Origin of the sequence: Pseudoalteromonas sp. McH1-42, from assembly GCF_022347845.1 — a bacterium.
In the GTDB taxonomy this organism is placed as follows: Bacteria; Pseudomonadota; Gammaproteobacteria; order Enterobacterales; family Alteromonadaceae; genus Pseudoalteromonas; species Pseudoalteromonas rubra_D.
Window position 1 is genome coordinate 23,320 of the sequence record NZ_JAKRFU010000017.1, and the last position, 26,882, is coordinate 50,201.

At 47.3% G+C, this 26,882-nt stretch carries 26 protein-coding genes; 10 read left to right on the plus strand and 16 right to left on the minus strand.

What is annotated here, in order from left to right:
* A complete protein-coding gene (locus tag MHN31_RS15575) occupies positions 1-531 on the minus strand; it encodes a hypothetical protein (RefSeq protein WP_125563679.1) in 531 nt (176 codons plus the stop codon).
* 209 nt (positions 532-740) lie between these two features.
* Between MHN31_RS15575 and MHN31_RS15580 the strand changes: the two genes are divergently transcribed.
* Positions 741-1,499 (plus strand): hypothetical protein, encoded by a 759-nt coding sequence (locus MHN31_RS15580; RefSeq protein WP_239444687.1) that lies wholly within the window; start codon positions 741-743, stop codon positions 1,497-1,499.
* 13 nt (positions 1,500-1,512) lie between these two features.
* Here MHN31_RS15580 and MHN31_RS15585 read toward each other — a convergent pair whose 3' ends face one another.
* Positions 1,513-1,914, minus strand: a complete 402-nt coding sequence (locus MHN31_RS15585; protein WP_125563683.1) for an ACT domain-containing protein — start codon at positions 1,912-1,914, stop codon at positions 1,513-1,515.
* Positions 1,915-2,269: 355 nt separating this feature from the next.
* Here MHN31_RS15585 and MHN31_RS15590 point away from each other — a divergent pair, with 355 nt between their 5' ends.
* The 4 genes from MHN31_RS15590 to MHN31_RS15605 all read left to right on the plus strand — a co-directional run bounded on the left by MHN31_RS15590 (position 2,270) and on the right by MHN31_RS15605 (position 7,330).
* Positions 2,270-3,778 carry an AraC family transcriptional regulator gene (locus MHN31_RS15590; RefSeq protein ID WP_239444688.1) on the plus strand — a complete coding sequence of 503 codons (1,509 nt, stop codon included), beginning with the start codon at positions 2,270-2,272 and terminating at the stop codon, positions 3,776-3,778.
* 238 nt (positions 3,779-4,016) lie between these two features.
* Positions 4,017-5,150: a DcaP family trimeric outer membrane transporter gene (locus MHN31_RS15595; RefSeq protein WP_239444689.1), complete on the plus strand. Its 1,134-nt coding sequence runs from the start codon at positions 4,017-4,019 to the stop codon at positions 5,148-5,150.
* Positions 5,151-5,160: 10 nt separating this feature from the next.
* Positions 5,161-6,018, plus strand: a complete 858-nt coding sequence (locus tag MHN31_RS15600) for an ABC transporter substrate-binding protein (RefSeq protein WP_239444690.1) — start codon at positions 5,161-5,163, stop codon at positions 6,016-6,018.
* A gap of 10 nt (positions 6,019-6,028) precedes the next feature.
* Positions 6,029-7,330 carry a cation:dicarboxylase symporter family transporter gene (locus MHN31_RS15605; RefSeq protein WP_164517617.1) on the plus strand — a complete coding sequence of 434 codons (1,302 nt, stop codon included), beginning with the start codon at positions 6,029-6,031 and terminating at the stop codon, positions 7,328-7,330.
* A 49-nt stretch (positions 7,331-7,379) separates the two neighbouring features.
* On the opposite strand, the gene MHN31_RS15610 is transcribed toward MHN31_RS15605, so the two are convergent.
* The 9 genes from MHN31_RS15610 to MHN31_RS15650 all read right to left on the minus strand — a co-directional run bounded on the left by MHN31_RS15610 (position 7,380) and on the right by MHN31_RS15650 (position 15,212).
* Entirely contained in the window at positions 7,380-8,378 is a 999-nt protein-coding gene (locus MHN31_RS15610) for a hypothetical protein (protein ID WP_239444691.1), read from the minus strand.
* A gap of 104 nt (positions 8,379-8,482) precedes the next feature.
* Complete coding sequence (locus MHN31_RS15615) at positions 8,483-9,145, minus strand: hypothetical protein (protein WP_239444692.1); 663 nt, start codon at positions 9,143-9,145, stop codon at positions 8,483-8,485.
* 182 nt (positions 9,146-9,327) lie between these two features.
* Entirely contained in the window at positions 9,328-10,323 is a 996-nt protein-coding gene (locus tag MHN31_RS15620) for a hypothetical protein (RefSeq protein WP_239444693.1), read from the minus strand.
* An 18-nt stretch (positions 10,324-10,341) separates the two neighbouring features.
* Positions 10,342-11,160 (minus strand): lamin tail domain-containing protein, encoded by an 819-nt coding sequence (locus tag MHN31_RS15625; RefSeq protein WP_125563699.1) that lies wholly within the window; start codon positions 11,158-11,160, stop codon positions 10,342-10,344.
* A 2-nt stretch (positions 11,161-11,162) separates the two neighbouring features.
* Positions 11,163-11,798, minus strand: coding sequence for a glycoside hydrolase family 19 protein (locus MHN31_RS15630; protein ID WP_239444694.1), 636 nt, complete (start codon positions 11,796-11,798; stop codon positions 11,163-11,165).
* A 155-nt stretch (positions 11,799-11,953) separates the two neighbouring features.
* On the minus strand, positions 11,954-12,760 hold the full coding sequence (locus tag MHN31_RS15635; RefSeq protein WP_239444695.1) for a hypothetical protein: 807 nt from the start codon (positions 12,758-12,760) through the stop codon (positions 11,954-11,956).
* Positions 12,753-13,790 (minus strand): MlaD family protein, encoded by a 1,038-nt coding sequence (locus tag MHN31_RS15640; protein WP_125563705.1) that lies wholly within the window; start codon positions 13,788-13,790, stop codon positions 12,753-12,755. The genes MHN31_RS15635 and MHN31_RS15640 overlap by 8 nt, the downstream gene beginning before the upstream one ends.
* Complete coding sequence (locus MHN31_RS15645) at positions 13,762-14,460, minus strand: ATP-binding cassette domain-containing protein (protein WP_239444696.1); 699 nt, start codon at positions 14,458-14,460, stop codon at positions 13,762-13,764. The genes MHN31_RS15640 and MHN31_RS15645 overlap by 29 nt, the downstream gene beginning before the upstream one ends.
* On the minus strand, positions 14,460-15,212 hold the full coding sequence (locus MHN31_RS15650) for an ABC transporter permease (RefSeq protein ID WP_010386433.1): 753 nt from the start codon (positions 15,210-15,212) through the stop codon (positions 14,460-14,462). Before MHN31_RS15650 ends, MHN31_RS15645 begins: the two co-directional genes overlap by 1 nt.
* A 299-nt stretch (positions 15,213-15,511) precedes the next feature.
* Here MHN31_RS15650 and MHN31_RS15655 point away from each other — a divergent pair, with 299 nt between their 5' ends.
* The gene (locus MHN31_RS15655; protein WP_239444697.1) at positions 15,512-16,852 is read left to right on the plus strand and encodes a dicarboxylate/amino acid:cation symporter; all 1,341 of its coding nucleotides are present in this window, start codon (positions 15,512-15,514) and stop codon (positions 16,850-16,852) included.
* A 173-nt stretch (positions 16,853-17,025) separates the two neighbouring features.
* On the opposite strand, the gene MHN31_RS15660 is transcribed toward MHN31_RS15655, so the two are convergent.
* Positions 17,026-17,196, minus strand: a complete 171-nt coding sequence (locus MHN31_RS15660) for a DUF6435 family protein (protein ID WP_125563711.1) — start codon at positions 17,194-17,196, stop codon at positions 17,026-17,028.
* 271 nt (positions 17,197-17,467) lie between these two features.
* On the opposite strand from MHN31_RS15660, the gene MHN31_RS15665 reads away from it, so the two are divergent.
* The gene (locus tag MHN31_RS15665; protein WP_194868725.1) at positions 17,468-18,727 is read left to right on the plus strand and encodes a phosphatidylserine decarboxylase; all 1,260 of its coding nucleotides are present in this window, start codon (positions 17,468-17,470) and stop codon (positions 18,725-18,727) included.
* A 141-nt stretch (positions 18,728-18,868) separates the two neighbouring features.
* Here MHN31_RS15665 and MHN31_RS15670 read toward each other — a convergent pair whose 3' ends face one another.
* Together MHN31_RS15670 and MHN31_RS15675 are read right to left on the minus strand one after the other, a co-directional pair.
* Entirely contained in the window at positions 18,869-19,747 is an 879-nt protein-coding gene (locus MHN31_RS15670) for an SDR family oxidoreductase (RefSeq protein WP_239444698.1), read from the minus strand.
* Positions 19,748-19,834: 87 nt separating this feature from the next.
* Positions 19,835-20,680 (minus strand): type 1 glutamine amidotransferase domain-containing protein, encoded by an 846-nt coding sequence (locus MHN31_RS15675; protein ID WP_239444699.1) that lies wholly within the window; start codon positions 20,678-20,680, stop codon positions 19,835-19,837.
* Positions 20,681-20,806: 126 nt separating this feature from the next.
* Between MHN31_RS15675 and MHN31_RS15680 the strand changes: the two genes are divergently transcribed.
* From MHN31_RS15680 to MHN31_RS15690, 3 genes are all read left to right on the plus strand, one after another.
* Positions 20,807-21,721: a LysR family transcriptional regulator gene (locus tag MHN31_RS15680; protein WP_239444700.1), complete on the plus strand. Its 915-nt coding sequence runs from the start codon at positions 20,807-20,809 to the stop codon at positions 21,719-21,721.
* A 274-nt stretch (positions 21,722-21,995) separates the two neighbouring features.
* Positions 21,996-23,297 (plus strand): peroxidase, FMP-type, encoded by a 1,302-nt coding sequence (locus MHN31_RS15685; RefSeq protein WP_239444701.1) that lies wholly within the window; start codon positions 21,996-21,998, stop codon positions 23,295-23,297.
* A gap of 429 nt (positions 23,298-23,726) precedes the next feature.
* Complete coding sequence (locus MHN31_RS15690) at positions 23,727-24,473, plus strand: hypothetical protein (protein ID WP_194868727.1); 747 nt, start codon at positions 23,727-23,729, stop codon at positions 24,471-24,473.
* Between the two features lie 112 nt (positions 24,474-24,585).
* Here MHN31_RS15690 and MHN31_RS15695 read toward each other — a convergent pair whose 3' ends face one another.
* Positions 24,586-25,695 carry a nuclear transport factor 2 family protein gene (locus MHN31_RS15695; RefSeq protein WP_239444702.1) on the minus strand — a complete coding sequence of 370 codons (1,110 nt, stop codon included), beginning with the start codon at positions 25,693-25,695 and terminating at the stop codon, positions 24,586-24,588.
* Positions 25,696-25,776: 81 nt separating this feature from the next.
* Positions 25,777-26,805, minus strand: coding sequence for a helix-turn-helix domain-containing protein (locus MHN31_RS15700; protein WP_239444703.1), 1,029 nt, complete (start codon positions 26,803-26,805; stop codon positions 25,777-25,779).
* Positions 26,806-26,882: the final 77 nt, after the last annotated feature.

Consider the following 26,882-nt stretch of genomic DNA (forward strand, 5'->3'; position numbering starts at 1 on the left):
TTAGGCTGGTTTATTTCTTCGTACACCTACTCTAGGGTCCTGAGAGTAGAATATCTCGTTCAGCTGACCCGCTGAGTTATTTAATCTCACAGCAACGAAACGGAAGTCGATGGTTTCAAACATGTCACCCGGCAGAGCGGCATTACGAAGCACATTATCAATCGTCAGAACCAGGGTTTTACCTGAGCTTTGAATTTCTGTCGTCAGATTATAATCCTGTGCATCTTGCTCACTGGACAGAGAAATACCGTTTTGCCAAAAGCGCCAATCTCCTGACGTGCACTCTTCCATCTCTACAATAAAAACAGCCTGCTGTTTGGAGATCAAGGCACGCCGAGCATTATCTGAAATGCCAGGTATATCACCCAAATCAAACTCAACATTGAGTTGCGCATCCTCCGATACCAACTTATATTCTCCACACTCCTGATCGTAGTATTTCAAACCCCACTGTTCACTCGTGCCCGTCGGGCTAAGTCGAAACAGAAAACTCTTGCTGTTAAGTTCTACACTCATAACTTTGTTTTGCATCTTCGTCATTCCTTATCGGTTATTTCGCTGTTCAGCTTACTCCGTGTTTTAGAAAAACACCAATGAAATCCGCTAATTATTATTCCTTTTACCACAACAAAATATCTCCTGCTAGTGCATGTAAGAAGGTGTAATACTGGTGTAATGGTGTGCGTGAGCAAATCTCTTCATAGTATTGTCCCAGATAGGTAAACTATTAAGTTATCATTATGACTTTTGAATATAATTCTCGCCCAGCAGAGGCCGAAAACCGCAATACAACATGCGAAAAAGTGATGTATATCAGTGGTGTACAGGTAAGACCTGCTGGTCTGGACGGGGCCAGGCTCGTCGCAGTCGGCGGTACCAACGCCTTTCAGGCACATCTGGATGCAACGCGCGCAAACTACCCTAATACCCGCTTGCTGCTCAGCCTTTCACCTGATGATAACGGTTGGCGCTACCTTAGCCAGGACATTAATGGCTGCCAGGGGTTTTGTCAGAGTGTGGTCGATTTTTTGCAACACTATGATCTGGATGGACTCAACCTGGATGCTGCCTCATATTATGCTCAACTGGAAACACAAGCAATCAGAGGCAGCACGCATTATAAAAACCTGGTTACTATTTCATCTCATGATTTCGACGCATTGCTGTTAGGTCTAAAGTATCAGTTTGGTCAGGCTGCACGAATTTGCGGGCAATCCTATTTATTGACGCAAATTACTAACAGTACTGCACCGCTATTAAACCACAGCTATGCTGGGGAACTGGCGTGCAATAGCGAGGTTATCGGAGAAATGCAAACCCCACTAACAAGTAAAGGCCGCAAAGTTTGCCTGAGTGATAAAGAGGCAGCCACACTAAGAGGCGGTGGCAGCTCTGGCAGAATGAGTGGCGTTATCAAATACCATAAAAACACACTCAATCACACGCAAGAACGAGATTATTTCAGATATAGCCGTTTTGTAAATTTGATAAATGACTAGACCTTTGTATCAATTAGCTTGATGCCGCCAGAGTAGTCAGAGCGCTCAAAGCAGCCTGCGCATGGTTGGTCTGCACAAAAATATGATCGTGATAAAACGCGGCAACTACATTGGCACTGATCCCCTGTTCGGTCAGACATCGCGCAACGGCAGCTGTAAGGCCAACGGCTTCCAGACTGGAGTGAACACTCAAAGTTATCTGATGAAATGGGCCTTCATACTCAAGGCCATACTGCTGTGCCGCCGCTTTTTCTACTATCAGTGTTAGCCCCTCTTGTTCCTGAAAGGTTGCAATGGGATTCAGTGGCACATACTCATCAAGGCGGCCCGATACAGTACAAAAAACATATTCGGGCTCATGCAAAACAGGTTCCATGGTTTTAAGTAATGCTGTCAATTCAATAATACCTGCCATTCCAGTCGTTCCTTTTTCAGGTTATTTCACACCCTGCTACTCTAGCAAACTCAAATCACAGCGCCAAGCTCAATAAAATCTCTTAACCAATACAGAGCTGAGTGCAAAAGCATTAAATTAAACATATAAAACCCATCTTATTCAATTAAAATTAACCCGCATGTAATGAGAAGTAACTAATACTTCGTAGTTTACCCCGATTGAATCCTGAATAAATTCCTTAACTTGTATTCATCAACCACCTAAAAAACCTTGTTTGCAGCCATACAGCCGGGTAATAAGTCACTGAATAGGCAGACTTATTGCTTAAAAAGGAGTTTGGACAGACAAAGTTGTTATTGCTTTGGAGTCAACGATGAACGAGTTAAACCACCCAGCTACACGCCAGATGTCGCCTTTTGAACAGCATGCGCCACTCACAAAATCACTCACCCGTTATCTGAATAGCCGGCTGCCACCGCACCTGCTAAAACAGGTGCAACTGGAAGTTAGCGACTTCAACAACCCGGCCAGAACACACATCTATTTCAATCAGGACAATCATTGCACAAAAGCCGAACAACATAGCTTTCCCATTGTTTATCAGCGCAAAAAGATTGGTGCCCTTAATCTGATCAAGAACCAGGATACACAGCCAAATCAAAACCAATTATCGCTGATCACCAGTCAACTCGCCGTGTTAGTCAGGCGTAATTCTGTCCAGTCTCTGTCACATCATCACCTTGGGCATGCCATTACCCTGATGGGGTATAGTGAGCCCATCATGGCATTGGAAAAAACCATTGAACGGATCGCTGAAAGCGGTTGCCCCGTATTTATCCAGGCAGAGCCGGGTAGCGAAGTGCTTGACGTAGCTTGCAAGTTGCATTTTAACGGCCCATCCAGTGCACATGCTTTCTATGAAATCGATTGTGCGAGCCTGAATGACGCACAATTTTCTGAAAAGCTTCACTTTATTGCCGGTCGCTTCAAGCGTGGCTGTGTATTTCTTAATAATCTGGAAAGCCTCAGTCAAAGCCAACAGGGTCTGTTATGTGATATGCTCACAACTCGCAGCAACCATATCGGTACTGAGTCGACAGTTAACCTGCAACAAATCAGGTTAATTACGGCCAGCAGCGAAAATATAGAAAAACGCATTACACAAGGTCAGTTCTCCAGCTCTCTGTGGCAAAAAATAAACTTCTTCTCAATCACCCTGCCGCCCCTGCGCGAACGTCATGAAGATATATTGCCGCTGGTGGATGTGTTTACAAAACGGCATCGACTGTACCGGGAACAACGATTTAGCGAAGCCGCTCGGCAAATTTTTTGCAATTACCATTGGCCCAACAACACACAAGAACTTGAAAAAACGGTACTTCGCTTACTGACCTGCACACAACGTCCTGAGATAGATGTCTGTCATATCAAAGAATTATGTCCGCAGCTGGTAACTGATAACCAGTATTCAAACGAGCACATAACAACACGCTGTATTCAGGCCTTACTTGATCAGGAGTTAAGTGTGTTTGCCAAGTTTCATCCTAGCATGCAAAAAGCGCTCAGCTACATCAGTACACACTGGCAACACGACCTTTCGCTTGGCACGCTGGCGGCCAACGCATTTGTCAGCCCTTCTCACCTGTCCTACTTATTTAAACGCACACTCGGCAAAAGCTTTAAACAAATTCTCGCTGAGCTAAGAATACGACATGCCTGCCGTATGCTCGAAAAAAACCCCAACATGAGGATCACTGATCTCTGCATGGATGTCGGGTTTGGCGATCTCAGTCACTTTGAAAAGATCTTTCGTCGTTATACCCAGGTACCTCCTCGCGAATATAAAAAGCGCTTACAACAGGCGGTCCGTTGTCACCCCTGATAGCAATGCAAATTACTCACAATACGTCATATAAATATCCCCGGGTTGTCACAGAAATAGACCTTTGCCGACTTCTTTGACCACCCGGGCAACCACCACAGACATGGCTTGGTTAAACCTCTCTATGTACCGCTAAACACATTGCCACGTTTTACCCGATTACTTCAGCGCTTCCCCTCAGCACCCTATTCACTCCAAAGCTAAGCTCCTGTTAATTATGTAAAAGAAGGAAAAAATCGTGAAAAAGCCATTTCTGTTTGCACTGAGCTCAGTGCTTATCAGTACAAGCGCAAACGCAGCCCCCCCGCAACTTAGCCTGTCAGGCTACATAAAAGTCGATGCACTCTACCAGCTGTCAGGACACAGTGGTGATCGAACAGATTATGCGACCTTAGGACAAGGGGAGCCAACCAACACAACACGGATTCATGCCAGAGAGTCACGAGTCAGAGCAAGCTGGCAAAGTGACCAGCACTCCAGCCTGACAGCTGTACTGGAGCTAGACTTTTTTGCTGAGGGCTCATCTCCCAGCTCAGGCAGTGAGAAAATAGCTAATGGGGCCACACCGCGCCTCAGGCTCGCTTATATAGATACCGGGCACTGGCAAGTTGGTCAAAACTGGTCGAACTTTGTCGATGTCACGAGTTTTCCCGAGACGCTCGACTTTGCCAACGAAGCAGGCCAGTCCATGCTGCGTCAGAGTCAGATCCGATACACTTACAGACACGCCAACTGGCAGTTAAGTGTTGCCGCAGAAAATCCACAAACAGATTACGTCAGTACTGAACCCTCAGCACAATCCGATTACAACAGTGTCGACCCCTTGTTTGATATGAGCGCCCGGGCACGCCTGACACTCAGTTCAGGGCATGTTTCTTTGCAGTCGGTTTACCGTCAACTGAAACTCGAAAACACCACTCAGTCAAACCAATCAGAAACTGAACATGCGTTTGGTGTTGGCTTATCAACTAAGCTTACTCTTGGTTCAAATACAACGCTGAAAGGCTATTTAGGGTATGGCAGAGGACTAGGACGCTATACCCAGGAAGCCAACAATTACGCCGCTTACCTGACACCTACTGGACTCAATTTACTCAACAGCGGTGGAGGCTATCTAGCCTATCAGTATCGCTTTGATGAGCGTTGGCGTAGTAACCTAAGTCTGGGTACAGTACATATCTCGCACCCCAAATCGATTACCTCTGACAGCCCTCTGTCTTATAAATTTACCTCACTGCACTTCAACACAATCCACCAGCTTTCCACGGCAATGTACATCGGGCTCGAGTACTCACTGGTTCGTCGAGTGTTAACCAATCAGCAAACACATTGGCTGCGCCGTATTCAGCTATCAACCAAATATCGCTTTTAAGGACACGCCCATGAAATCTAACCCTTTTTTTCTACTCTGTCTGCTATGTTGTTTGTTTACCCCCAGTACCTTCGCAACTCAGACGCAAACCGACTCGCCAAGCCTGGAGCAGGCACCTGCACTGGCCAAAATACTCAGTCGAGGCACATTGCGTGTTGCAATGTATCACAAAGACACGCCCCCGTTTTACTACCATGATACCCAAGGCAAGCTGACCGGTGTTGACGTAGAGCTGATCAGAGGCTTTGCCGATAAGCTGGGCGTTACGCTGAGCTTTGACCGCAGTGCGAAAACCCTGAACCAGGCAATTGATATGGTTGCCGAGGACAAAGCTGATCTGGCCATCTGTAAACTCAGTGTCACCTTTGAAAGAGCCAGCCGGGTACTGTTCACCCGCCCCTATATTCGATTGCGTAAAGGCCTGTTGGTTAATCGTATTTTGCTTCAGCAACAACTCAACAACCGCAGCAAAATTGAAACTATCCAGACACTACAGGGCAAATTGGCGGTAATTGGCAATTCTTCCTACGTCGGCTATGCCCGGCAAAGATTCAGCCAGATGACGATAGTGCCCTATCCCACCTGGCAGGACGCCATCCAGGCTCTCAAAGCACAACAGGTGATTGCGGCTTTTCGCGATGAAGCTGAGGTAAAAAAAGTCATAGTCGACAATAAAAACAATGCTATGTCATTGCTCACCGTGGTGCTGGAAAAAGACTATGACCCGAAAGGCATTGCTTTAGCGCCTAATGCGCACTTCTTAAGAGCACTACTTGAATCCTATCTCGATAACCTCTCACTGGATCTGAATGCCGACAAAGTGTTGTTTGACTACGACGACGTCATCAATCAGATCCATCGCTATTAACGGAGTAATCATGAATAAGTTTGTATTTTACCTGCACCATCTAAAAAGCAACTGGGCCATTTTTATTGGCGCCGGAGCCGGTATCCATATCGGCCTGAATGAACCCCAATTGATTAAAGTCGTATCACCACTCGGACAGTTTTATCTCGATATGCTAACTATGTGTGTGCTGCCAATCCTGCTCACAGCGATTGCTCTGAGTATTGGCCGCTTGCTGAATCAACCGGACAGTCAGCGCTTTGTCAGTCGCCTGAGCTGGGTGTTTCTGGGCGGTATTTTTGCAGCCAGTGCAACCGGCACTTTATTTGGCCTGATGTTCAATCCCGGCAGCCACCTGGATACCGCCTCACTGGATGCAATAGGTAACGTGATCCAGGACCTATCTGCGGTCGATTTGGCGGTGGATCTGAATGAAACTTATCAACCTCCCAAAGAAAGTTCGCTCCTTCAGGCTTTCTTTTTTACCCTTGTCCCCTCCAATATTTTTTCCGCGCTGGCCAATGGCTATACCATTAAGGTACTGTTTTTCGCAATTTTATTCGGATTTGCCATTGGCACCATCAAACATACTGTAGCAGAACACATCTGTACCTCTTTTGAAGCGATTTACTCGGCTTTTAGCAAACTCGTCCAGTGGCTAATGTATGTGTTTCCATTTGGTTTGTGCGGCCTGCTTGCCTCAACGCTATCGCAAATCGGCTCTGACGCCATTCTGGCCATGATCAAGTTTATTCCCGTCGTGATTCTAACTTTTGTCGGCTGGTTTGTACTAATGTGTTTGGTTCTTTGGCATCGTACGGGGACCTTTTGGTATTCTCTTAGTGCACTCAAAGAACCCATTACAGTGTCACTGGGTACGGCGAATTCAATGGCGAGCCTGCCAGCAGCGCTGAATGCACTAACCGATAAATTTGGTTATCAAAAGCAAAAGGTCGATTTACTGGTGCCCCTTACTTTCAACCTGTGTCGAATTGGCCCAACGCTTTATTTTGCGCTGGCAACCGTGTTTGTCGTGCAAATATATAATCTCGATATAGATTTGCTTACAGTGATGGTGATCATTATTGGGTCCGTTCTGGCGGGTACTGCTACCGCAGGTTCCTCAGGTGTATCTATGCTTACCATGCTGACTTTGGTCTCTGGTCCGCTTGGGCTTCCCTTGGATGCCGTTTTAGTGTTATTCGTGGTGATAGATCCGATTGTTGCACCGTTTCGGGTGCTGGCCATAGTACACAGCTCGTGCGCCATTATCTCAGTAGTGCTACCGAAACCCAACCCAGACGAAAAGCGCCTAACGCAACAACACTCCTAACAAATCATCCGGGTCGTCAAATCACGACCCGGTGATACCTCAGGCAGAATTAATAGGACACAAAAGCCGAGCCCAGACATTGCCTGGTATCAAACTGATTAAAGCCACGGTGGTGCAATTGCCGTGATAGCCAGTTGCAATGGTAAGTAGCGGCAAGATTAAATTTATACCAGTTAGACTCTCTAAATTGGCTCAATGCCAGAATGCGCCCCGCTTTGGTGATCTGGCCATATCGACGCGCCTGCTCCAAAAAAGCCGTTTCCCGTGATGCTGTATTACCTTTATCAGCCAGTTCAGGCATTTTGTATTCACTGAGCAATGCCGTCCACAAGCGCTCCCGGCTTACGCTGTTCGGTGTTTTGATCATTTGCGGATACATAGCGCACAACCTACGGTAGATAGCCTGAACACGCGCATTTCTGCACATTTGCCAGTCGTTGCCAAACAGTTTCAGGGGTTTATTGTGTTGCCAGCAATCCAGCGCATAACAGGTCGCAAGCCAGCTCTGACAAAGCGCCGGCCAGTGCGCTAAAGGCCAGGTACTCTGATAAACGTAGAGGCGACAACCAAACAAAGCTTCAGACATCCGCTGTACTTCATTGTGATAACGAGACTTAAAAATCACGTCGTTGAGCATCCTCCGGGAGAACCGGCTGTCCGGCTGACACATCAAAAAGGCGGGTAGCTTGTTTAACTGAGGTTTAATCATTGTTTCAGCCAACCGCCCAGAGGGGGAAGTTGACAAACCAGCTTCGTCTAATAGCAGTGCTGGTTCACCCATTCGTTGCTCATACTCACCAAAAGCCGGTAAGTGAGAAAAAGCCAGTTTACAGTGAGCTGGGCCAAAACTATCGATATTATTATCCGCACACCCCGTTTGGATCGGCGTAAGGTACGTTGAGTCGCAATGCCAGTTTAGGGTCTTTTGCGGTACCCGCTGCAACACACCCTGCCCAGCATATTTCGCCAACAGACGTGCGCGTTTGGGTTCAAAGTTAAGAGCAAGCCCTGCCAGGTAGGTGCCATAAAAATGGAACAAGGAAGTCATAAAGGCTCCGGAAAAATAAATTGCGTAATACGTTGAACCAAGTAACTCTTTGCTCTCCTGGTTCAACACATGGCGGCGCTGAGTAAGCCCGTGAGAGACGTGTGCTACTGACTAGGCTGATGATGGGCGCGCAGGCATTCTGTAAAACGATTGATGGCTCTTTGCGCTGTCAATTTATCTATCGTTGACGTCATTTGAGTCAGGTCACAAAATGTTTGCGCGGCTTTGACCCGCTGCTCAATAATGGCCTGAAAAGCCTGCGCAAACGCAAAACTACTTAGCTGACAGTAGATACGATGCTGTTCGATACCTGACAGCGCGTTGCGTGGCAAACTGTAAGAAACCAGGTAAGGTGGTATGTCAGAGACCTTACTATGATTGGCAGCCTGAGGGAAAAGTACGAAGTCGGTCGTGCGATATCTATCCATGATGTCATCACAAACAGGGAGGCTATTTGCATTCCCAAGCGCATAACTGCAAAACAACACATCCACACCTTCAATGAGTTCAGATAACAAGGCATTAAAAGCATACCTGATCCCTTGCGGCAGCTCTTCTTTTACCTGTAAGGGGGTAAATGCCTCTCCGGTTACACTGTATTCACTTGCCCAGCTTTGTCGCGGCAAAGTCGGTATGACGCTGTGCCGATTTCGGCTCGCCAGCGTATAACCCAGATCGAACAATTCCGTTACTTCAGGTTGATCTGACAAACAGGCGAATCGACGCCCATCGGGGGCCTCACATAAACGAAAACTCAATGTACTCATTTTTTCTGCTCCATAGTTTGAACATTACACTAGGATCAGAATAAGATTTATCGCGCCAATTTATCGGGGGATTTCTGCTGTTTTTTGCTGTAAATCTATGCACTTAGTCATAGCAATACATGGGCTGATTACCATTACGACTTTTGCAAGTCGACAGCCAGCATAATCAGACCATGGTACTATCATTGTGCGTGGCGACTTGACGTCACTGCATCGATCAACTCACTGAGCATCAATTGAATTTGCTCAAGCGTAATATCAGGATCGCTGGTCAGCTTTTGTTGGATAGCAAGGATGCTCAGGCTTACTGAAGTGAGTTGCTCCAGTTCTTGTATACGCACATGTGGAGCCTGTGATTGTGTACTGTTGTCAGGTGAAGGAGTAGTTGGCGGAGCAATAAATGACTGTGCAGTTTCAACCACTCTGTCGAGTATTTTATACACCAAATTAGCAGAGAACCCACCGACCAATGCCATCGTAATTCTCAGCGCAGCCTGGCTGATCTCAGTACCACGATGCTGTGCAGCTGTGGCATCGGCTACTGCTTGCAAGTCAATCGGGATCAATTGTGTAAGAATGATCCCGGCAATCAGACCGACTACAAAGCGCACCCAGTAAGAACTTTCATATTTGGGGTCGTAACAACCCGCGGTCACATAACTATTTGCTTTAAACAGCGCAGAAAATGAGGCCCCAATTGCCGCAGCAGCGAGCAAAATTGCCTGCACATATAGCAACCTGGTTCCTTCCATATCGAACATACTGGCAACCATGTTCTCGTTGTTAATGTAACTCGACAGACTTAGTGCAATAAGCGCGACCAGTGAGCTGATCGCCACCAGCATCATTTTTCGGATCAATTTCACCCGACCCAAAAATAACAACCAGGATCCCTTATGGCTTTCTTCTGCCATCAGCCAAATGGTCTCTGGTTTAGCCGGTGATACCAGCTCAGCCAAGCGGTTGTGTACCCGGGCAAGATCCCGCGCACCTGCCACGTTTTTATCTTCGAGATCAAGTTGATATAGCATGATCACCGTGCTTTCTGGTACCTGTAATCCCTTGCGAAATGCAAATGCCATCATAGCATGGCATTCTTCGATGAGTTGCGTCCATGGCCTCAACCGGATGGTTGGTGTCCCAGCCTCAGGCACTTTGCTGGCAGCTTGCGTAACCATTTACCTATCCTCCCTGATTCACCAGCTAAACTTACTCACCAGCCGACTCTGATAGTCAAGCAAACATGCTTCGCCTCCCTCTCGCATCCACAAAGCCTGTTTACTGTTAAAACTGAACCCGCCTGTTTGTGGATGACACAGGCTAGTATAAACCCGCACCATGCCTTGTGGGCGTAATACCGCGCCTGAAGGGAACTCAAACTGCTGTGATTTATCGCCCACAACAGACCAGCCACTGAGATCTACCCAGGCCGATCCCAGATTAGCAATTTCAACGTATTCATCGTGCTGCGCTCTGTCATAGTGAACCTGACTAATGGCAACCTCACAGTGGGCAGCAACACCATATTTCCAACAGCAGATCTCAGCCCAACTGGCATCTAACAAAGTTGCACTGTCTCCCCGGTTGTTCCAGATAGGTCGAGCACTGGCAAAGTTGAGTGTAGAGTCATGCTCACTGGTTGTGATGGTGAGCTTTTCTTGGGGGTGCATCAGTGTTCGGCGCGGAAAAACCAACGACTGCCCCTGATCACCCGCGCATAATTTCCAGCCATGTAAATCAACAATCGCCGGGCCCCGGTTGAAAAGCTCTATGTACTCTTCCCGATAGTTCACATGGCAGATCTGGATTTGATGTGCCGATAGCAGCTCAAAACACGTTTGCCACCAGACAGACATGGCATCAACTTCCTGAGCGCTTTGGCGCGCCTGAACAAAGTTCTCTTTGCATTGTTGCAGAATAAGATGCTCCAGCCTTTGCCAGCACAATTCGCTATTTTGCAGGTAGGCAAAGTGGCGACTTAATTCAATCAGCGACATTTTGCTAATTGCATCCATAGTCACACTCCCTGATCTATCGACATAAATTGTTTGGCACGATTTAAAAATGCCGCTCTGTCTTCCAGACCATGGATCCCGCCATTTATTTTTCGGGTAATGGCGACCAGTTCATCCTGATCAGCCAGCGCGTTCAATTTGCGACTTTGCCAGTAAAAACAAGCCGATCTGACCGCGATTTCCGGCTCACTGCAGATCAGGTCAGGCTGACCGAGCAGATCTTGCCCTATCGCTTCCCCACACCTTTGATAGTTACTTTTACCTGTCAACTGTATTAGCCCCCGGCCACGATAGCGCCAGCCATCTCCGGAACCTTCATCACCATTGCCCATCCTATCGGCATACACCCGATTGGCAATCAGCTCTGGTTTACGCGCATATTCAGCAGCAAGCGTCGCATCCGGGAAGTACTTGCTAAATACGGAGCTCAGCGCCACTGTTGAGTAGTTGAGATTTTCCTGCTTATATTTCAGACTGCCGCTTTCATGACCAATTTGTGCCAAAAAGTGCGCCACCCTTAATGGCGTTGTTATCTCGTACTCAGGCAACACTGAGTTCAGTGCACTCAGGTAATAACGAATATTATCAATACTGGCATGGGGCATAATGTCCTTGATAAGGCTTTGTGAAAGTTGCATGGTGATTGTCCTGTGGTCTGATTAGATGACCATCAGTTTGCCCAAACGCCAGTGTAGAGACTCGGACTATTACATGCAGGTTCGCAGGTAATCTACGATTAGCAACAACATATACAGATGTGGATTTAAGCTAAGAGAAAGACAAGTGCACAGGCTTAACGACCAAAACCGCTCACTTCGGTAAGACGCGTCTGATAATATTGAGCCCGGGCTTCATCGCCCAGCGAAAGATAATACTGCTTTGCGATCTCAAAGCAATCAATCAATCTATTCGTCAGCTCCAGAGATGCGAAGTGTGTAATCGCGGTCTCTATCGCCTGGGGCACATCTTGTTGTCCGAACGCAACCCGCCAAAGTACGTTGTAATAAATTACAAAAGACAAAATCTCAATGTTTTTCAGTGTCCTGTCGGCTTTCATTTTTGCCAGTAGTTGCATATCCTGTCCAGCCTGAAGCCAGTCCAACCGATCTGGCGCATATTGCCAACCCACCCAACGATAGTAAACCTGTTTTTCTGGCTGATCGCCGTACTGAGCCTGTAATTTGCTTAAAATTGACTGTGCTTGTGCCTGCTCGCCACGAGAAAATGCCAATTTACTGCGCATAAAGTCAATGGCAGGCATCAGCTCGGTCTGCTCAAACCTGGCAAACTCAGCAGCCTGAGCGATTTTGCTTTCCGCCAGCTTACCCTGCCCTAGCTTAATATATACCGCCGCTTGCTTAAGCCGGGCTAATCCCATTTGCGCCACATCATGCCGTTTACTGGCATATCGATAAGCATTATCGTAATACTGTAAAGCCTGCTGATAAGCCCCCAGCTGTCGTTTGCGATCACCCTGAGCCAACCAGGCTGAAGCCTGCCGCTGATAGGTGTTAACCTGATAATCTCGCTCCGGCGCCGAGGAGCAACCAATCAACCCACTAAGGGCACAAAGCAATATCATACAACGTATCTTAATCATGCATTTCGATCCCTTCGTTGTCGACGGGCGCACTGATCCCTTCTCTGAATACCGGGTGATTATTGAGCGCCTCCAGGGTTTTTTCCATTTGTGTCAGGACTTGCTGCACACTGTGTACTGTCAGGACAAACTGCTCTCGCTCACCGTGCACATCTTTGAGCATTTGCTGCATGACAGTAAGGTTAGCGTTGAGGTTGTGCAGAACCAGCGGCAGTTGGCTGTCAGTGATTTCTTTCACTAGTTCAGTGGGCTGACCATACGTTGTTAAAGTCGATTGAGCCTGGGTCAGCATGCTGTCTGTTTTAACCAGGGTCTGATTCAGCTGATTGAGTAATTGCGGCATTTGAGCCAGCCAGACCTGGCTCTGCTTGAGGGTTTTTTCAGCTTCAGGTAACAATTCGCTTTCGCGCAATTCTTCACTGACTATCATGATGTGATCACTAATCTTTGCGACTCTGTCGAGTGCTCTGAACAAGGAGCCCGCTTCTGGATTGTCTTCCTTTTGTAAATTCTGCAAAAGATCCTGAATACTAGTCAGGATCGACTCCACATCGTCTTTTGAGCGCGATACATAGCCTGCAGCGAGATATTGCTGACCAAGCGCGCTGTTGATGTGGGGTACCAATGCCCCTGCCGGCAAGGAAACAAAAGGGCCCACTTTATCCGCTTCGGGTAACAGCAAATCTAGCGTCGTGACCTCATCAAAAATAGGGTGTTGTTCACCCGTTAGCAGCGCGTATTTTACGACTTTTGTGCTGTACTCTTGAAACACCCAAAACTCAACGTCAATCTCATTACTCTGCAAATTGAGCTGATAACTGTCAATTCGCCCGATTTCCATTCCTTTGAAATATACAGCAGGCAATGCGCTCAAGCCGCGCGCATTGTCCAACACTGTCTTATAGTAAACTTTGTCGGCAAAAGTGTGATTATTCACCAGGATCATGATGCAAAATGCGGCCAGGAGTAATACCCCGGTAAGGCTGAAGGCGATGACGATTCTATTGGCATTTTTGGGCTTGTGCTGCATGCTCACTCCCCAGAGTTAGTTCGTCCGGTACTCCCAAATGCAATTGGTGATCTGCCAGGCTCGTGATTAACTCCTGTCGATTTGAGCACAGCACCAGTGTCGTCCCTTTGTTTTTAAGGTCCTTGAGTAACTCAAGCTCATGTTGGCACCAGGCGCGGTCAACCTGTGCCATTGGCGCATCCCAAATCAACGCTTTTGGCTCCATGATTAACGCACGAGCCAGTCCGGCAAGTGATGCCAATCCGGAAGACAAACGGTCGGTGCGCTGGTCAATATACTGAGTCAACCCGAATTGCCGACAAATCTTCCCCACTTTTTGGCGTTTTTCGTCCAAACTAAGCCGGCTATGATGGCGATTTAATGGTAGCAGCAGGTTTTCTTCTAGCGTCAGGTTGGATATCAGTGCAGAAACCTGGAAGATCACCCCCAGATCACGGCGAAAACGCGCATACTGCAACGCCGTCATTGTCGCTATCTCAACGTCATCGATCAGCACATGACCCTGTTGAGGGCGAGTGATATCACAAATAATGTTGAACAAAACCGATTTACCACTGCCTGAACGCCCAGTGATCAACAAACATTCTCCCGGCTCAACAGTCACGTTAATACTGGCAAGAATAGGTTGATCTGCCACGCTGTGGCTTATGTCTTTTAGTGCTATTTTCATCACCAGTCACCCATCAGAGCGAAATACAACAAAGTAAACATCACATGGATCACACATAAGGCTATCAAACCCCGACCAACCGCTTTAATATTGCGCTGCGGTACCTCAGTAATCGCGCTTTTCACGGTCAGACCGTGATAGCTGGCAATCAGACTAATCATCAATCCGGAAAATGCGACTTTAGCCAACATGATCACCATATCAAGCCAGTGCAGCTGTGCCATGAGCTTAGCGAAAAACGTGCTCAGAGGGATCGAGGCAAATGCATTGCTGACCAGATAGCCGCCAAAAATACCGCACGCAACAAAGTAACTCATGAGTAAAATGAGCGATGCAACCATGCCTAAAACCCTAGGTGCAACGAGATAGGAGATCGGTGATACGCCCATGGCTATCAGTGCATCTATCTCCTTACGAACCACCATGTTGCCCAATTCTGTGGTGATCGCAGTACCAGATCGGGCCAGCACTACAAAGCAAACAATAAACGGACCGAGATCCCTGACAATGGTTGAAATCAAAATGGCATAGGTCCACTTAACCTGACCAATGGAGGACAACAAAGGGTAACCCTGAACAATGATCAGTGCGCCTATCAATAAAGCAATCAGCATTACCAAACCGAGTGCCTCTACACCGGTAAAACGGATCTGCCGTAGTAAAATTTCCAGACTAATTGAACGGTGACGATGAAAGACTAAAAAGTCAGATATCACATAGGCTGAAAAAGGTAAAAATCCATACTTAATCATTACTGCTCCCTATTGTATTGGTACAACAGACACAGCATGCTCTGGCCCTAATTGAATCAGTTAACTTTAAGCGTAGCAGTAATTTGGTGTAATACCGTGAACAAAAAGTGATTACTTCGCGAAGTATGGATTTGCTTATTAGATCAGGAGGAAAACTTATCTCAGTATGATGCAAAGTGAGCGTAACCCTCATCAAAAGAACGAAGAACCGCGCACATTTGATACCGGTCAATGTTAATTCTAATCAAGATGCTAGACTAATTACTCCAAATCGCGTGCTGCTTAACAGGGAAATCATGATGACAAACAGTCAAACGACAAACACGCCTGCCGGCTTATTACAGAAAAAGCGTCTCTGGCTGCAAATTCTAATCGCACTGGCGCTCGGCATTTCAATCGGCTTATTGCTTTCTCCTCAGGGCGCGGCCTTGGTCAGTCACTCTGCCGCTATGGACATTGCACAATGGGTTGCCCTGCCCGGACGCGTATTCCTTGCTCTGATCCAAATGGTGGTAATACCGCTGGTTTTATCTTCTATTATTCTGGGTATTGCGGGTAACAAAGACACAGACTTTTTAAAGAAAGTCGGTATGCGTATTTTGCCTTACTTTGTCACAACTACCTTTGTTGCAGTTATGCTCGGCCTTGCAGTGGTTTACCTGATAGAGCCGGGTAACTATGTGGACAGTGGCTTGTTCAGCGCCATTGTGGATCAACCCACTCAAATTGTCGCAACGCAGGCAACACAAAGCTCCATACCGGATAAAGTCGCAGCCATTATTCCCGCTAATCCAACGCAATCCACGCTTGATAAAGACATGATTGCCATCGTCATATACGCTAGCTTCATTGGCATGGCACTGACCACCCTGGCAGAGCGGCGTAAAGCCCTGATGATAGATTTTATGGATGGGATCCAGTCTGTTTCACTGCAAATCGTTAACTGGGCCATGCTGTTGGCACCTTTTGCGGTGTTTGGCTTGCTGTGTGATATCACCATACGTATTGGTGTGGATGCATTGATTGGGGTTTCAGCCTATGTTGCGACGGTTCTGCTGGGACTCGCGGGCTTGTTGATTATCTATACCCTGGTCGCCTCATTTGTAGCTAAAATCCACCCTCTGGCTTTTTTAAAGGCGATCCGCGGCGCGCAATTACTGGCATTTTCAACGTCCAGCTCCGCGGCGGTCATGCCGCTCTCTATGCGTACTGCCCAGGAACAACTTGGGGTAAAAAAACCAATTGTGCAATTTATCGTACCACTTGGTGCAACCATTAACATGGACGGCACCGCGCTTTATCAGGTCGTGGCTGCGATTTTTCTTACCCAGGTATTCGGCGTTGACTTGTCTGTAAATCAGATCGTGCTGCTAATTCTAACTACCGTTGGCGCATCAATCGGCTCACCCAGTACCCCCGGCGTCGGTATTGTGATCCTGGCGTCCGTGTTAGCCAGCTTTGGTATCCCTGCCGCGGGCATAGCTTTGATACTCGGGGTTGACCGAATTTTAGATATGTGTCGCACCGTTATCAATGTAAGTGGCGACCTGACTGCCTGTGTGGTGATGAATCGCTGGTTAAGACACGAAACTGCATTAGCCGAACAGAGCCGGATAGCCACAAATGAACTCACAACATAGGAAGAAAAGCACTCAGGAGCAGCTGGATTTGGTATTCCAATGAAGGCCGCTTCATAAACAGTTAAAATGGGACATTTATTAGCCGAATGCACACCTGCAAAAAGTCGCTGAATGATTGCTTTGGCTTTTACACAACGCTGCTCAACCAAAGAGCATAGCGACTGTACCAAGTTCTACTTAGCTTCTAACTGCTCTATTTGCTGCCACAACGACTCTGCCTCAGCTGTGAGCATCGCATATCCTCTAATGTCGCCATTACGCTGAGCATGCATCGCCTGCTCCAGCTTGGCATCATAGGCTTTACGTAACTTTTTGGTGGGATCGCGTTTTAAGAATTGAAACATTGGCAAACTTTCCTGATAACAAGTTTGATGTGTTAAACGTGTTGCAGGTCGCTTTGGATCATACATCCATTGAACGGATTTCTCTGCGATTTTTACAGCACAATTTTAACCGCTAGATGGCGCGAATAACGTCTGCTTTTGCATAATCGACTCAGTGTAATCTGCTGTAATTGCCCACTCTGTATCCCTCACCTATATAAGTCATTGTGCTCTATCTCAAACACTCGACTGACAACCAAGCGTAGATGCTTTGAACCCACAGGACAATACCATGACTGACATTTCGACGATCCCCCTACCCGAGCCCATTAACTGGGATGACATCAGTTCTTTGGCAGAGCTTCATATTGCGGGTCTGGATGGCGTTTTTCTTGAAAATCAGCTCAACCTGCTTTGGTACCTCGAAGCACTCGCCGAAGTGTGCTCAGAAACCCATATAGCCCGACGTAAAGATATCGCTGCTTTCTGGCAGCCGTATCTATATCGTGAGCCAGGCTATACTCTGCAAAGCTTTTTTGCTCAGTGGTTAACTTACACACCGACGCCAGACAACCCAGGACAATACATCGAGTATTGGGACTATCTGGTGAATACGGAGTCTGGCCTGAAACTCGCTAACGACGGCTATTTCAGAGGCTGGTTCCGGCAATTTCTAAACTTCCATGGTGACTGGATAAACAGCACATCGTCCACCGGTACCTTGAGTGCGTGGATGAACTACTCTGGGACAGATCAGCACCCATTCAATATTAATCACTACGAACGCCCTGACCCTCATAATCCTCAAGGTGGCTTTGGGTCTTTCAATCAGTTTTTCCTGCGTAACCTTAAGCCGGGGCAACGCCCTCTTTGCCATAGAGCCGGCGAGCAAGGAGTTATTGTTTCTCCCTGTGATGGCGGGGTCTTTTTCCTTGATAAGGGCGGTTATGAAATTAACGAAAGCCATGCCAATAACCACTATGTGCTGCCAGGAAAATCTGGCGATCGATTTAATTTGATAGACGCTATCCCGGGATATGGGCGCTGTTTCATTGGTGGCCCATTACTGGATATCTTGCTTTGGTTTACCGATTACCACCATTTTCATGCCCCTGTTTCTGGCACCGTGATTGACCAGGGATTATATGAAGGCGCGTATAACTATGACTTTGATAACTTTAATCCTCGCCACCCCTACGACCCGTTACCGCCTAAAAATAGCGATAAAGCTGGTTGGTATCAAAAACTGGGTAAGCATCAGCGGTATGTTTGGGTGATAAAAACGGCCGACCTCGGGCTGGTGGCTATGATTGCCATTGGTTTTTGGGGCGTCGGGAGCATAGTGAATGTCATAGAAAATGGCGCTGAGCTGGAACGAGGTCAGTATATGGGTCACTTTGGCTACGGAGGGTCCTCAATTGTACTGGCGTTTGAACCCGGCAAAGAATATCAATTTAAAGTCGGTGAGCAACCTGTAAGAGGGCCAAATAACCCAACCCAAATGCAAGTCAGAGGGTGTCTTGGCCGAGTTGTTCCCCCACTTGAATGGTAACAGTGAACAGGTTGATATTCGGTCGCTATGCGCCTGATGCTTAAAAGCATCCAGGCGCATAAACTATCGGGGATAATGTCTGGCCATTCCCCCCAACTCCGAGCAGGGGAAAAGACCTGTGCACCTCATTCCACAGTAAAGTTATGAGCTTTGTTTTACTGTGAACATGGCGTCCATACCGTAGGCAGCATAGATATGTTGCATGGCTTTTTCTCGCGCTTCGTTGACCGCTTCAATAACCGGGTTTAAGCCCGAGCCATCCACTGTGGTTCTGAACGGGCGCTCAGACACCTCTGTTTGCAGCAGCGCCAGTACCGCGTCTGCGACCATTTGCGGGCTGGGTGCATTGTCTGCATCGTGACCTTGCTCTGTGCCTGCCCACATCTGCTCAGGCGCATCAGCATGCTCACCGTAGCTCTCGGTGACTGCTTTATCGCTTGATCTCAGCAGGTTTGCACCAAAATCAGTACCAAATCCGCCCGGCTGCACAATTAAAGACTGAATACCGAACTGAGACAGCTCTACACGATAGTTTTCTGCCAGACCTTCGACCGCATGCTTCGTTGCGTTGTAAGAGCCCAGGAACGGCAATACGAACTGGCCTAAAATACTGGAAATCTGCACTAAGGTTCCCTGTCCACGTTGTTTCATATGTGGCAACAAAGCTCGCGTCATACGCTGCACGCCAAACACATTGATATCAAACACACGCTTAAAATCGTCGATATCAAAGCTTTCCTGCCAACCAAGGGTGCCTACACCCGCATTATTGATCAGTACATCAATGTGCCCAGTCTGCTCAATTGCTGCTTTTACCCCTTGCTCCACACTTTCATCGTTGGTCACGTCGATATCGATAACATGGATCCCTTTCGTCCTGAGCTCATTGGCAACCGAGGCATTGCGCCCTTGCGGGTCGCGCATGGTGCCCACTACGGTAAAACCATTAGCCGCCAGCGTGTTCGCAATGAGGTAACCAAATCCGCTGTTTGAGCCAGTCACTAAAACTGATTGAGTCATACTATTCTCCAGAATTTTCTAAAATCTTATTTGTCGGGCACCACAAGAACACTTGCAGTGCGCTTATCTTTCTTTGCCGCAGCGCGGTTATTGATCAAGTTGCTTAAGTAGTGCTAATGCCACACCGGTAGACGATTTGCTGTTCTGACCGGTGATCAATTCACGGTCAACCACAACATGCGGGTGCCAGTCTTTTTCACCGCGAGAATAATCACCACCGGCTTTGGTCAGTGCATCCTGTGGCCAGTAGTGCAGTTCGTCACCACCAAGATAGTATTGTGTTGCAACGGCTTCTTCAGAGTTACTGAATGTAGTCATGCGATACCCCTCATACACCCAGCCGTCTGCGGGTTTGGCGTTCTTGCCCGACTTCATAGCTACCTCAAACTGAGCGGCATTTGGCAGTGCCGAAAGCAAGGCCACCGGACCATGGCAGACTAAGCCGGTTGGTTTTTTCTGGGCATTGAAGTGACGTAAAAACTCGCCCAGTTGCGGATTTGCTACCAAATCGCCCAAAGGTGCATGACCGCCCGGTACAAATACCGCGTCAAACTTGTCGATACCGATTTGCTCTATGCGGGCAAAACTGACAACCGGACTGTCGGTCTTGTCATCAATTTTGAGCTGATTAAATAACGCTTTGTGCGTCTCATAGTTCGCCTTGCTGACGTCCAGGAAGTGGTCTGGTGTATCAGATACCGGGTCCAGTCTGGGTGCCATACCTTTTGGTGAGGCAAAGGTCAGCGTGTGACCTGCGTCCAGGAATAACTTAACCGGTTCCATCAGCTCGTTCAGGTAAACGCCTGTTTTGTAGTCGTAACCGTTTTTAAGTGTCATTTGCGCGGTATCCGACATAACCACGAGGATCTCATCGGCCAGAGTCAGTGGGCTTGCAATTAATGCTGTTAGTGCTGCGAGTGTTTTTAATTTCATGTTCATCTCCTGAAGTTTGATGACCTGTGTTCTTAACTTGGGTCTAGAATAAGCCGCCCCACTTCATTAATGAAATTAATTACCCTAATATAGTCATGAATGTGACTAATAACGAAAGAGATGAGCATGAGTAACATTTCAGATATCGAGCTAAATCAGCTACGCCTGCTTCAGCTGATTTTTGAAACTAAAAACCTGACTCGGGCAGGAGAGCGCGCGGGTCTGACGCAGTCGGCGGTCAGCCACACACTGAAAAAACTACGCCACAGCTTTAATGATTCATTGGTGATCCGTCAGGGCAACAAATTGATCCTGACACCACGTGCGGAATATCTGCAATCTCAGCTCAATCGCTGGCTGAATGACTTTGAACGCCATATCCTCACCCAGGAGCAGTTTGAGCCAGCGCACTCCAGTCGCACCTTTTTTATCGCCACCAGCGACCTGGTCGAGCAGTCACTGGCGCCAGTTCTGATCCCTCACCTGAGCAAAGTCGCGCCAAATATTCAGGTGGTCTTTGCCAAGCTCGATAAACGCGGTTTTGCCAGTCAGATAGAAAGTGGGGAAGTAGACTTCTCAATCAGCGTGATAGAGTCCAGTCACCCTGCTCTGATGGTAACCACCTTATACAAAGACGACTATGTGTCGGTCGTCAGACATGACCACCCCTGCCTGGATTCTGCACTCGATTTAGCAAGCTATTGTCGCTACCCGCATATTCTGGCTGGCACAGGGAAAGACATTCGGGGTACCGTGGATGACGCGCTGGACAAGTTGGGACATACCCGAAAAGTACAATACAAAGTCGCTAACTTCTCCAGCGCGCCTTATATTGTTGAAACCAGTGATGCGATCTTTACAGCGCCACGTAAGTTTGTGGCCGCCATTCAGTCCAAATTTAATATTGCTGAGTTTGAGCCTCCCTTGTCGGTGCCCCCTTTTTCAATGAAAATGTACTGGGATATCCGCAATAAAGACGATCAGGCAAGCCGCTGGTTCCGCCAGGAAATTATCACTGTTGCCCGTAATACTGCACCCTGAACAACAAGGGTATCTGCTCAGTCAAAAAAGACTTAGCCTGATATTTTTTATGGAAAATTATCGGGCTTAATCCGTCAAGACCTGTAATAGCTTGTAATGGTTTAGTGAGTATATTTGGTCCATTCTTTTCGCATACCGTTACCACACACGCCCTTCGCTTTATGCGCCGAAGGGTGTACGTGTTCCCTTTGAAATAGCCCGTCGACATATTACTAACAACCAGCCCTGTGAAAAGCAAGTTGCTAAAAGTTGGCGTAAAAATAAGGACTATGCAATGACTAGCAAGACACCACAATCATCCGTTCGCCCTTACCCGGAATTAAAAGACAATGAACCCACAGTCCCGCAATTTGGCGCGCTCGATAAACTGCATGGTACCTGGGTAAACTGGAAAGGTGGCCCCAAAGGCCTGCATACCACTCCCATGCCCTCTCCCGGTACTTCTTCAGAAACCGTATTTGGGGTTTTTCATTTCAAATCACAGCAATACCGCGAACAGTTAACCTTTACAAAAGTGAACGCGCCGGTTCGTAACCGTGCAGGATCAAACGAGCAATTTAATGGCCCGGTAAAATATGAAACAGCCATCATAGATAACGATGGCGATCTGCAGCACTTTGAGAATGGCATGTACCTGTGGCTGGGCGACAACACTATGCCATGGGAAGAGAATGGCCAATACCAAAATCCACGCACTATGTTTTCTCGCCCCTCAACCGTTGAAACGGTTGCAGAAGATGGAGGCGTCCCTGTCATTGGTCCGGGCGAGCAAGGCCCTCAATTTGTTCCGCCCCATTCTATCTCTCGCTCAGGCGTGATCCCTCATGGCACGACAATCCACCTGACGGGTAGCGTAACCAACTTTGACAAAGAAAAAACCCCTGATGCCCCTGAAAAACCGGAGATTGCAAAGCTTTGGGAGCAACCTTACTTGTCTATTTCTCCCACCATGGGCATTGATCCTGAGCGCGACCTGATCCCGGGCAGCCTGAAGAAGCCTTTCTGGACAAACCTGCCACGGGATGAGCAAAGAGACTACCCAGGTCAGCCTGAAGCACATCAGGGCGTCAACAGTGCACGCGCCTACTTCCTGAATATTTTTAACTACGATAAGTATGGCGCAAAGTTCCCCTACACAGTCCAGCCAAATCTGTTACTTTCAGAGTTCAATGAGGCATTAAACTTCAAAAGCTATGATCTGATCGAGTTAGACAGCCAGCACGATACCGGAGTGCAAGGCGCTACCGTGAACAATGTCATGATTGAACGCTACTGCCGTGTGGTTCGCATGCGCCATCGCATGTGGCTCGAACAGATCATCATTCAGGACGAAACAGGTAAGGACAAAATCATCGATCAATTACAGTATGAGCAAATCGTAGATTTTGAATTTATGTTTGGTGCCAGTGGCGAAACCACACAGTGGCCGCATATTCAGGTCAACACCTTAAGACGTTTGGAAGATATTCCAGAAAATGAGCGTTATGACGCCATCGAGTTGCCGGAAGAAGAAGAGGAAGAGCCTGTAACCAAACCCAAATCACAGGTGCACCACATGAACCACAAAGCCAAATAACATAACCTGGTTTAGCGCGATTTCTGAAAGACTTAGGCGGCAACAGCAATCGCGCTACATCACTTACATCATATAACTTTTCAGCCCAACACTCTTCATCTTCATTGTTAATCGCAGCAAACATTTTCACCAGTTAAGTGCAGTCTTTAACGACCTGTCTGTATAGAAGCACCATTTCAGGTCTACAGCGACTCCTATTATCCATGTTAACCGGGTAAAAAACGCCCTGCACGTTGCTGAATACGATCAACCAGCCTAAAAATACGAACATTTAATGAGCAAGAAAAAATAAATAAGTAATAAATTACTATTTTGGCATGCATGCTGCTTATGAATTGCCACTGCTCAATCAGGCAGTATTAAAAACTAACCCTTGGCTTTGAATACGGAGCCACAGACAATTCATTTTTTCCTAAGGAGTAGAGTAAAATGAAACAACTTTTAATTTCCACCGCCCTTCTGGTTTCTGGCACTTTCTGTTTTTCCTCTCACGCCAGTAATTTAGACCCTGAACTTCAAACCAAACTGGACGACACGTTTTACCTGTATGACTCCGGGCACTACCAGGAAACACTGGACAATGTTCAGTGGCTGGTCAAAAAAGGGGTTGCAGTAGACTACGATTTCTATGGCTACCGATTGGGTGTGGTTTTATCACTTTGGCGCAACCTGGCGCAAGATTTTGAGCCAGCGCGCATCAGCTTTAATCAATTCCTTGAATCCAGTGTCCAGAAGGCCGTGAATTCACCACAAAACTGCGCTGCTTTTGACGATGCCCGTTCAATGCTCAGACTTCAGCACCGTGTTACCGACATCATTGCTACGTTAGAAGAGAAAGAAGCTGCACATCCTCAGGTATGGTCGCGCTGCTGGGATGACACCGCCACACTTGATGCTGTGGAGCAGACTTCCAAGCCTCTGATCGACGCCTATATTGGCGACCTCTCTGATCACTTCGCTGCTCACTATATTCCCAATATCGAACAGTATTACAACCAGTGTTCAACAGAAGGAGATTACCGTGAAGCTTGTCAGGACGGCGTAAAAGAGTATCTGACATCAGTCTCAAACGCATTCAGACACGCAGCCATGACCCATTATGGCCTGAATGAAGCCGGTCAGGTCGGCGGCTTAACACTTTCACTGTTATTAAAGTGGCAAGAGCAAAATAACTAATTTGCTCACCTTTGCGTAGAGGCAATTAATTGCCTCTACTTTAAAAGCGGCAAGTATTTTCCCCTTCCCACTTGTCAGGGCCAGTTCACTGCCTCGCCACCGTGTTACCACCCTAACGCTTATCTAACACCTCTATCATGGCCTCAGCCACCGCCACTGAAGACAAATAATTTTGTCCGGTGATCAATCTGCCGTCAATTTCAACAAATGGTTTGTTCCGTTCACCATGTAAAAACTCGCCTCCTCTGGCCTTTACTCGCTCACCGATAAAGAATGGGAACGCCTTAAGATACGGTGCGCCCTGGCGCTCAAAAGATTCCGGATAGCCACTAACACGTTTATTGGCCACCAAATACGCACCCGACTTCAGTTTTAAATTCACAATACCAGCGGTACCATGACAGACCGCAGAAATAATGCCATTATTTTGCTCGTACACCGCCATGGCGATGGCCTGGATCTGAGGGTGCTCAGCGACCTCGTACATAGCATTGCTTCCCCCAACATAATGCACGGCATGATATCGTGACGCATCAACCTGCTCCGGTGCCAGGCTGTGACCAATTGCATACATGAATTCAGGGTCGTACAAATACTGTTTGTGGATCGGCACAGACGTATTCACGTACGCCAGGCTCAATGCTCCCCCTCGGGTACTCATAAAATCCACCGTATATCCGGCTTTAATAAACGTGTCATAGGCGTACACAAGCTCAGAAAAACTGGTTCCGGCGGGCAGCTCTGTATCGCCGTGAAAGCTGGCACTCGATGCAATAAAGAGGATTTTTTTATTTTGATACTGAATAGTTTGATCCGTCGCGGTTTTACCAACAATCTGCCATTTCCCGGCTATCTGTTTAAGCAGGATATGATCGATATATGCCTTGTAAGGAGGCGCTACGGTGATTTTTAGCCGCGCCATGGCGATGTCACCGTCGATTTTCAGCGAAAGCACTTTCCCCTGACGTTGTTTATCACTTTTACGATCAAACCAACGCGCATACTGTCCGGCTGTCACCGTCCAAAATGGTTTTGTATCATGTGACAGCAACAACTGTGCTTGCGGATGAAATGCGTTTTTGATGCGCGCAGGATCACTCTCGCGTGTCCCCTGTAAGTAGTCGTTTAAAGCATGTAAGACACCCGCTTTATCCGACGCCAGACTATGTCCAGAGCTTATCAAACAGAGCAAAATCAGGACGTATTTAAGACAGGTTTTCATGGTGTTTCTCCGGTTAACGAATTTCACCTCACCTTAAAACATAACCATATAAAACAAGCTCCTGAATTATAATTTAGGTATTCAGCATGATAATTTGCGAGTCTGTTGCGCGCGAAACTGACTCGGGGTCTGACCTGCGTATTTCTTAAATGCGGTGTAAAATGTCGAGCTGGCATTGAAACCACATAATTCCGCAAGGTGTTCCATCGTCAGGCTTTGCTCTTGCAGCAAAAGTGACTGAGCATGCTGTACCCTGTAACGATTAATAAATTGATTATAATTACAACCATAATACTGGTTTAAAAACTGTGACAACTTGGTGTGACTGACCCCCAAGCGTTTGGCCAATCTGGGTAATGACATACCAGGGTCGGTAAACAACAACTCTTCATCGAACAGTTGAGTTAATTTGGTTGATAGTTCATGGCTCTGCTGCGGCGATATCGGCTGCGCCGCGTACTTCTCTTTTGTTCGGCCTCCCCCCGAATAGACCACGATACTCAGATACAAAACCATGGAAAATGACAAGGCCCCCATGATGTAAGACGTGTAAGCTGCAGTATAGTAAGCAAACCAGATCAGCCAGCCGCCCCCCAGCACAACAACGGGCAGATCGCGCCAGTTTGGCGCATTTTGTCTTGACCATAAAGCGACCAATTTATGCCGATACAACCAACTTGCCGCGATTAAATACCCAAACCAGGCATAACCTGAACCTCTGTATATCCAGGTTTGCCAAAGTTCCAGATTGCTATGATAGGGATAGACTGCACCAGTGAAGACAACCACAAGCACCCAGCCTGCAAAATGCCATCGCAATATTGGGCTGTTTTTGTTCGGATTTAAGTTACGTACACAAAAAGAAAACAAGCTTGGACCAATCAGGCAGCATGCACTGAGCCCCAGTTGTAAGATGTCTTTACTGAGTCCGGGGCTAAAATAGAAAGCAATCGATTTGCCAATACGAATACTCAGCATCAGCAATAGCAGGGATAACCAGGGTGCCCCCGTTATCTCGCGTCGCTTGTGATAAATCCATGCGGCAAGTAAAACCCCGTTAAATGCACCCAGTGAGGCAAAGAAGAACAAAAAGTAGCGTGAGAATTCCATTGTTATGATTATTAGGACACAGACCCTGCCACTATCGCATATCAGCCAGATAACGCCAAGGATACACTTCTTTGAGT

Excerpts from the sequence above, each read along its gene's own strand:
- MHN31_RS15575 (WP_125563679.1), bottom strand. The coding sequence starts at position 531 with ATGCAAAACAAAGTTATGAGTGTAGAACTTAACAGCAAGAGTTTTCTG.
- MHN31_RS15580 (WP_239444687.1), top strand. The coding sequence starts at position 741 with ATGACTTTTGAATATAATTCTCGCCCAGCAGAGGCCGAAAACCGCAAT.
- MHN31_RS15585 (WP_125563683.1), bottom strand. The coding sequence starts at position 1,914 with ATGGCAGGTATTATTGAATTGACAGCATTACTTAAAACCATGGAACCT.
- MHN31_RS15590 (WP_239444688.1), top strand. The coding sequence starts at position 2,270 with ATGAACGAGTTAAACCACCCAGCTACACGCCAGATGTCGCCTTTTGAA.
- MHN31_RS15600 (WP_239444690.1), top strand. The coding sequence starts at position 5,161 with ATGAAATCTAACCCTTTTTTTCTACTCTGTCTGCTATGTTGTTTGTTT.
- MHN31_RS15605 (WP_164517617.1), top strand. The coding sequence starts at position 6,029 with ATGAATAAGTTTGTATTTTACCTGCACCATCTAAAAAGCAACTGGGCC.
- MHN31_RS15610 (WP_239444691.1), bottom strand. The coding sequence starts at position 8,378 with ATGACTTCCTTGTTCCATTTTTATGGCACCTACCTGGCAGGGCTTGCT.
- MHN31_RS15615 (WP_239444692.1), bottom strand. The coding sequence starts at position 9,145 with ATGAGTACATTGAGTTTTCGTTTATGTGAGGCCCCCGATGGGCGTCGA.
- MHN31_RS15620 (WP_239444693.1), bottom strand. The coding sequence starts at position 10,323 with ATGGTTACGCAAGCTGCCAGCAAAGTGCCTGAGGCTGGGACACCAACC.
- MHN31_RS15625 (WP_125563699.1), bottom strand. The coding sequence starts at position 11,160 with ATGGATGCAATTAGCAAAATGTCGCTGATTGAATTAAGTCGCCACTTT.
- MHN31_RS15630 (WP_239444694.1), bottom strand. The coding sequence starts at position 11,798 with ATGCAACTTTCACAAAGCCTTATCAAGGACATTATGCCCCATGCCAGT.
- MHN31_RS15635 (WP_239444695.1), bottom strand. The coding sequence starts at position 12,760 with ATGATTAAGATACGTTGTATGATATTGCTTTGTGCCCTTAGTGGGTTG.
- MHN31_RS15640 (WP_125563705.1), bottom strand. The coding sequence starts at position 13,790 with ATGCAGCACAAGCCCAAAAATGCCAATAGAATCGTCATCGCCTTCAGC.
- MHN31_RS15645 (WP_239444696.1), bottom strand. The coding sequence starts at position 14,460 with ATGAAAATAGCACTAAAAGACATAAGCCACAGCGTGGCAGATCAACCT.
- MHN31_RS15650 (WP_010386433.1), bottom strand. The coding sequence starts at position 15,212 with ATGATTAAGTATGGATTTTTACCTTTTTCAGCCTATGTGATATCTGAC.
- MHN31_RS15655 (WP_239444697.1), top strand. The coding sequence starts at position 15,512 with ATGACAAACAGTCAAACGACAAACACGCCTGCCGGCTTATTACAGAAA.
- MHN31_RS15660 (WP_125563711.1), bottom strand. The coding sequence starts at position 17,196 with ATGTTTCAATTCTTAAAACGCGATCCCACCAAAAAGTTACGTAAAGCC.
- MHN31_RS15665 (WP_194868725.1), top strand. The coding sequence starts at position 17,468 with ATGACTGACATTTCGACGATCCCCCTACCCGAGCCCATTAACTGGGAT.
- MHN31_RS15670 (WP_239444698.1), bottom strand. The coding sequence starts at position 19,747 with ATGACTCAATCAGTTTTAGTGACTGGCTCAAACAGCGGATTTGGTTAC.
- MHN31_RS15675 (WP_239444699.1), bottom strand. The coding sequence starts at position 20,680 with ATGAAATTAAAAACACTCGCAGCACTAACAGCATTAATTGCAAGCCCA.
- MHN31_RS15680 (WP_239444700.1), top strand. The coding sequence starts at position 20,807 with ATGAGTAACATTTCAGATATCGAGCTAAATCAGCTACGCCTGCTTCAG.
- MHN31_RS15685 (WP_239444701.1), top strand. The coding sequence starts at position 21,996 with ATGACTAGCAAGACACCACAATCATCCGTTCGCCCTTACCCGGAATTA.
- MHN31_RS15690 (WP_194868727.1), top strand. The coding sequence starts at position 23,727 with ATGAAACAACTTTTAATTTCCACCGCCCTTCTGGTTTCTGGCACTTTC.
- MHN31_RS15695 (WP_239444702.1), bottom strand. The coding sequence starts at position 25,695 with ATGAAAACCTGTCTTAAATACGTCCTGATTTTGCTCTGTTTGATAAGC.
- MHN31_RS15700 (WP_239444703.1), bottom strand. The coding sequence starts at position 26,805 with ATGGAATTCTCACGCTACTTTTTGTTCTTCTTTGCCTCACTGGGTGCA.